This is a genomic window from Aerococcus sp. L_32, from assembly GCF_050689315.1.
Genome location: NZ_JBOEQF010000139.1, coordinates 1 through 5,504, shown reverse-complemented (window position 1 = coordinate 5,504; position 5,504 = coordinate 1). Strand labels below are relative to the sequence as shown.

Genomic DNA, 5,504 nt, shown 5'->3' with positions numbered 1-5,504 from the left:
CCCTTCGGTTCAAAATGCGATTCCAACTACAGCTTTGGGGACATCGTTAACGGCGGCACCCATTCTAGGGTTAATCGGGTCAGCAGTTCTTTTAGCTTTTGGCTTGCTGTATATGAGATGGTGCTTGGACCGGTCTGTGAAGAACGGCGAACATTTTGACACCTATTTAGAAGGTAAGGTGGATCTTAAAGGGGTAGCTGGTGATGTGGATGAATCGAAATTGCCATCTATTTGGATTTCATTAGCGCCGATTGTTACCTTGATTGCCATTATCTTGATTTTTTCTAGTGTGGCCAACATTATTTTAGTGGCTTTAGCTGCAGCGATTGTCTTATCAGCTATTCTATACCACAGCTACATTCCATCACAGAATATGACCTTGAATGCGGGGGCGACAGGGGCAGTTATGCCAGCCTTCTCAACTTCATCTTCTGTAGCATTTGGTTCAGTATTAACCTTGGCACCTGGTTTTGCGGTCATCCAACAAGCGATTACCTCTATTCCCGGTAGTCCAGTGATTGGATTGGCTGTATCGTCTGCCTTACTAAGTGGGATTACTGGTTCTGCTTCGGGTGCGATTGGAATTGTGATGAATACCATGGCGCCAGATTATATTGCTATGGGGCTTGATCCAGAGTTGGTTCACCGAATTACAGTGATTGCGGCGGCAACATTAACGGCGATGCCACAGTCTGGGGTCGTGATTACCTTTAATAATCTGACTGGGCTATCCATTAAACATGGCTTTATCCACCAGTTCATTATTACAAACGTGGCACACTTGTTGGCTTTAATTGCCGTACTTATCGCGTCAGCCTTTTTATATTAAATAAATTCTATAGATTTTAAAAGAGGAGATGGCTTATGATAGTGCAACTCCTCTTGCTATTTGTGGTATAATTAGGGATGCAGGAAATATATATTGACATTGACCATCGGGGTGAGTACCATGTACAATGAATCAGAAATCAAGGAGATTGTGAATTATGGCAACGAAAAAAGTATCACTTGCTTGTTCAGTATGTGGCTCAAGAAATTACACGACTAATAGTAATGCCAATAACCGTACTGAGCGTTTAGAAGTGAAGAAATTCTGTAGACACTGTAACCAACATACAATACATAAAGAAACTAAGTAGTATATTGACTGAGAAACAATAGAGGGCGAGGGAAGTAGATGCAATTTTTAAAAGATGTATGGCATGAAATGCGATTGACTACATGGCCAAGCGGTGGCGAATTGGTGCGTTACACAGGTATCGTATTGTCAACGATTATCATGGTTGCCATTTTCCTAGGGATTATTGATACCTTGGCGCAATGGGCCTTTGCATGGTTTATCAACTTATAATAAAGCCATCAGAACTTTTTATAAATATGAATGTAAAAAAACTGCCCTCTATAGTTAGGCAGTTTTTTTGTTTGGAGAAGTTTAATTTAATGTGTGGATAATCTTGTTGAGGGCATTGGCTACTTCCTCGTCAAGGGCATGTTGTGGATGGTCTGCGTTATGTTGTAGGATAAAATCAAGACGCATCTGCATACGGTTTTGAATCTCCCTTAGCTGGTCATTTTGGTCTAAATCTACTGGGAAGTCTGTCATTTCAAGATATTCAAATCCTTCAATCGGACCAAAAGGCTTGAAGTCCCTAGTATTATCGACGACCGCTTCAATGGCAGCTAGCGAATGAGCGGGTGTGACTTTTTTCCCCAGGTAATCCCCAGTGTTGATAATATAGGCATCGATACCACGGTCAAATAGGTCTTTAAATTTATTAAAGTCTTCCACAAGTGGATAAACTCTAAATGGGTTCGCATATGGTTCGATAACTAGCTGGTTTAAACTGTCGCTCGTATTTTCAGCATTTGACCGTTTGGTAGCTAAGGTACAACCAAATACGGATGCCAATAAAGGATCTGTAATTTTAACTAATGGTGGTAAGGTATCATCTTTCATAATCCAGAAAATAGCGTTGATTTTTTCGTCAATTTTATCCACTCGATTAGGTGTTGAATAGCGCGATTTTACCGTACGTCCATTACCGTTACGGATATCATCGGTCACTAAGACTTTTTGATTATCTTGATCAAGAGTAACCCCCGCATTTTGAACAGTGACAAAGTAGTCTTGCTCTGGATGGCCTGTTGGATAATCCTTTGTTTTATCAAAATAAGAAGGTTCCAATGCTACAGAAGAACCATCTTCGGTATGGATAATAAAGGCATCATCATGGAGGACTTCAATCTCATATTTATTGTCGTGTTTAGCGTGGGTCAGGGTTGATTTACCAGAACCAGATAAACCAAAGAATGAGGCAACATGATGCCTACCGCTAGCTGTTTTAAAAATTTTTAGTCCACCATGACAGGCAAGGTATTGATTGCGATGAGCGGAAGCCCAAGCAAGTGTTAAGGTACCTTTTTTAATTTCCCCGAAATACCGCAAACCAAGGATGCAGACAACATTTTGTTTCACATCAAAGTAAGCTAAGCCATCTGGATAATCTGGGTGTGACCATTCAGGGTCAAAAAAGACATAGATATCATTTTCATCATAAAATTTAGATTCTTGATATCGTGCTTCATATGCTTCGTTGAAGATTTGGAAATTGATCAACCATGAATATAGGTGCTGTGCTTCAGTTTTAGGCATTGTAATATGCGCTTTTATCATAAAGTCTTCATCAAGCCCAACAACTGCTTGGCTTTTGATAAAAGGTCTAAAACTAGCCTGATAAATGGCATCGCGAATCATCGGCAATAGTCGTTCGTCCTCACTAGGGTCTTCGCCAACTATTCTACGCGCCTTAGCTGTTCTGCCAACGGTTCCGCCATCATTAGTGAGGAGTACTTTTGCTGAGGGGTCTAAACCCAGATCAGTTGCGTGTTTCACATTTGCGTCTAAGATGATTGTTTGAGGCGCTTGGGCAGCAAGGTTATAGGCGTCTTGGAGCGTGGAAATGGTTTGTGTATTATTTGAATAAAATGCAGATTCAACTGTCGACTTCAGTTGTGAGAAATGATTATTGTTCTTTCTTATTGTGTCTGCTGAGTAGTTACCAATTGATGCCATATAGATCCAACCTTTCTAATTAAAGTTTTCATGTAACCATATAGAAATTGTATTACCCATAGTAAAAGTGGGTGTTATAAGTCCATTCTAGCCGAAAATAAAGCGATTTCATAATTAAAAGCAAGAAAGCACACCAAAAGAACAGTAGTGGTTAAAAATAATAGGCCTACTTAAGGTATGATAATCTTTTTTCTATAATTATCTTTCTAATAAAAAATAGGATTGATAACTTGAATAAAAATTATCAATCCTATTGATTAAAATCAAAATTAGTATAGTAGTTGAGCGACCAATATTACAGCAATTAAGCTGATGATAAAGCCCACGTTACTTAAAATGCAGGCATGAATAAAGCCATGTTTAAAGTTCAAACCACTAACGACATTAAAGGTAATCACAGCCCCTGATTGTGGGACAAAGGTTAAAGCACCTCCGGCGATTACTGCAACTCTATGAACGACCTATGCTGGAATACCTATTGAGACATAGGTTTCTCCTAATTGTGTGATAACGGTACTAATAGCACCCATTACAGGTGATAATAATGCAGCAATAACACCAAGACTCACTAAAGCTGGACCAGGCATACATAGTAAAAAGTTTTTAACACTTTCAAACGAAGGAGCGGTTATTAACACAGCCCCGAAAGCTACGGCACTAGCTGCCCCGAAAGCAGACCCAACAGCCCCAGTTGCACCATCATTCAACACGCCAGTATGGTTATCAAGATATCCATTAAATACGACTGCACATAGACAGAGTGTCAGTGCTAGTGCAATTAAAATAATATTTTCTACTTTACTAAAGATGATGATCACAGCAATCAAAACGATTAACGGCATAATGCTTAGTGTAAAACTTAGTAGCTTTTTATTGTCTGCCATTTCTTCTTCTTTAGCGGCTTGCTTGAAAGAAGGAAACGGGCTGATCATATATAAAGGAAGGTAGTTTATCTATTTATAATGAAAAGTTGTTATGGCAGACTTTTACTTGTTGTGTTATAATAGGCCTCGAATAAAGCGAAGAGAAAACCTTTCATGTGGGGAAGGTTTTTTAATTTGCCTTGAAGTTGATCGATGATGGATGTATTGAAAGAAGGAGCATATCGATGGTAGAAGAAATCGAAATTGGTAAAGAATGGTATGTAATCCATACATACGCTGGCTATGAAAATAAAGTGAAACAAAACTTGGAAATGCGTATTACTTCAATGGATATGGAAGATTACATTTACCGTGTAATCGTGCCTGAAGAAGAGCATGTAGAGAAAACGAAATCAGGTAAAGAGAAGATTGTTAAGATCAAAAACTTTCCAGGTTATGTTTTAGTTGAAATGATCATGTCTGATGAAGCATGGTTCGTTGTTCGTAATACACCGGGTGTTACAGGGTTCTTAGGTTCTCACGGTCAAGGTTCAAAACCAACACCATTATTACCTGATGAAGTCCGTAATATCCTATCAAGCCTTGGTGAAGGTGGCCGTAACCGTGATATCTCATTCGATATCGATGAAGTAGTTAAAGTTATCGACGGTGCCTTTGATGGTATGGAAGGTCGCGTTCAAGAGATTGATGCAGAACATGGCAAGTTGAAGCTAACTGTTGAAATGTTCGGACGTGAAACATTAGCAGAAGTAGACTACGACCAAGTAGACAAATTCTAATTTGCGATATTTTACAAATCATAGTTGAGGTAAAATAAGCCATAGTTAAATGAATAAATAGCGGGTAAAGATTCTTAAACAAAATCCTTACCCGCTATTTTTCTCTATTGATCAATATTCATTTTCTAATTGTTTATTTTTCATCCTTCCAGCGGTAAAGATACGTGTATTTTAAAATATCGTACAATATATAACCGGAAATTACCGAATGCATAATGGGGAATGTGTATACTGAATAAAAACTACCATTAAAACGTAAAACTTTAGAATAGATGAACCATACAATGAACGTACTTGAAATAACGGAGAATACTGCGAACTTTTTCTTAATTGCACATTATCTTTGGTGTTCTCTTTCTTTAAAACAAAAGAATATTTTGTTATCGCTAAACTAACACAAAATAAACATAATGCAGAGAGTAGCCAGTTGCCAGTCACAATGATGAGTGCATTAGGGTGAATGACGTTAGCAAAAAGTATCATCATGGCCTATAGACCAAGGACAAAGTTTGCTTCATTTTTAACTGCAGTTTTATTGATTTTAAACAATAATCCCTCCATTATTTATTTTCTAAATTGTGACTTCGCTCAAGTGTGAATAAATATTACTTAATACAATTAATTTAAGTGGTTATATGTTTAATCCGCAACATCAAATGCTTCTATTATTAAGCGCGTTATAACGCGTTTATTGGTAGCAGAGGCGAATGGCAAGCCGAAGATGCACAAAAAAATCAGTTGCTTTTATGGGCAACTGATTTTTTCTAT

Annotated in this window: 6 protein-coding genes; 4 read left to right on the top strand and 2 right to left on the bottom strand. The window is 38.1% G+C overall.

Annotated elements, in window-relative coordinates; genetic code table 11:
* The 3 genes from ACRCJ0_RS08940 to secE all read left to right on the top strand — a co-directional run.
* The coding region (locus ACRCJ0_RS08940; RefSeq protein WP_431390223.1) for a GntP family permease at window positions 1-829 on the top strand (829 nt) is incomplete at its 5' end.
* Window positions 830-986: 157 nt separating this feature from the next.
* Complete coding sequence (gene rpmG / locus ACRCJ0_RS08935) at window positions 987-1,139, top strand: 50S ribosomal protein L33 (RefSeq protein ID WP_003142586.1); 153 nt, start codon at window positions 987-989, stop codon at window positions 1,137-1,139.
* Between the two features lie 38 nt (window positions 1,140-1,177).
* On the top strand, window positions 1,178-1,351 hold the full coding sequence (gene secE, locus ACRCJ0_RS08930; RefSeq protein ID WP_003142588.1) for a preprotein translocase subunit SecE: 174 nt from the start codon (window positions 1,178-1,180) through the stop codon (window positions 1,349-1,351).
* A gap of 81 nt (window positions 1,352-1,432) precedes the next feature.
* Here the strand turns inward: secE and ACRCJ0_RS08925 are convergent, their stop codons facing one another.
* Both ACRCJ0_RS08925 and ACRCJ0_RS08920 read right to left on the bottom strand, forming a co-directional pair.
* Complete coding sequence (locus ACRCJ0_RS08925) at window positions 1,433-3,073, bottom strand: phosphoenolpyruvate carboxykinase (ATP) (RefSeq protein WP_431390222.1); 1,641 nt, start codon at window positions 3,071-3,073, stop codon at window positions 1,433-1,435.
* Between the two features lie 461 nt (window positions 3,074-3,534).
* Window positions 3,535-3,957, bottom strand: coding sequence for a hypothetical protein (locus tag ACRCJ0_RS08920; RefSeq protein WP_431390221.1), 423 nt, complete (start codon window positions 3,955-3,957; stop codon window positions 3,535-3,537).
* 224 nt (window positions 3,958-4,181) lie between these two features.
* On the opposite strand from ACRCJ0_RS08920, the gene nusG reads away from it, so the two are divergent.
* A complete protein-coding gene (gene nusG / locus ACRCJ0_RS08915) occupies window positions 4,182-4,736 on the top strand; it encodes a transcription termination/antitermination protein NusG (protein WP_083068271.1) in 555 nt (184 codons plus the stop codon).
* The last annotated feature ends 768 nt before the right edge of the window (window positions 4,737-5,504 follow it).

What these genes read in the sequence shown, in the direction of transcription:
- rpmG (WP_003142586.1), top strand. Translation starts at nt 987, where the DNA reads ATGGCAACGAAAAAAGTATCACTTGCTTGTTCAGTATGTGGCTCAAGA.
- secE (WP_003142588.1), top strand. Translation starts at nt 1,178, where the DNA reads ATGCAATTTTTAAAAGATGTATGGCATGAAATGCGATTGACTACATGG.
- ACRCJ0_RS08925 (WP_431390222.1), bottom strand. Translation starts at nt 3,073, where the DNA reads ATGGCATCAATTGGTAACTACTCAGCAGACACAATAAGAAAGAACAAT.
- ACRCJ0_RS08920 (WP_431390221.1), bottom strand. Translation starts at nt 3,957, where the DNA reads ATGGCAGACAATAAAAAGCTACTAAGTTTTACACTAAGCATTATGCCG.
- nusG (WP_083068271.1), top strand. Translation starts at nt 4,182, where the DNA reads ATGGTAGAAGAAATCGAAATTGGTAAAGAATGGTATGTAATCCATACA.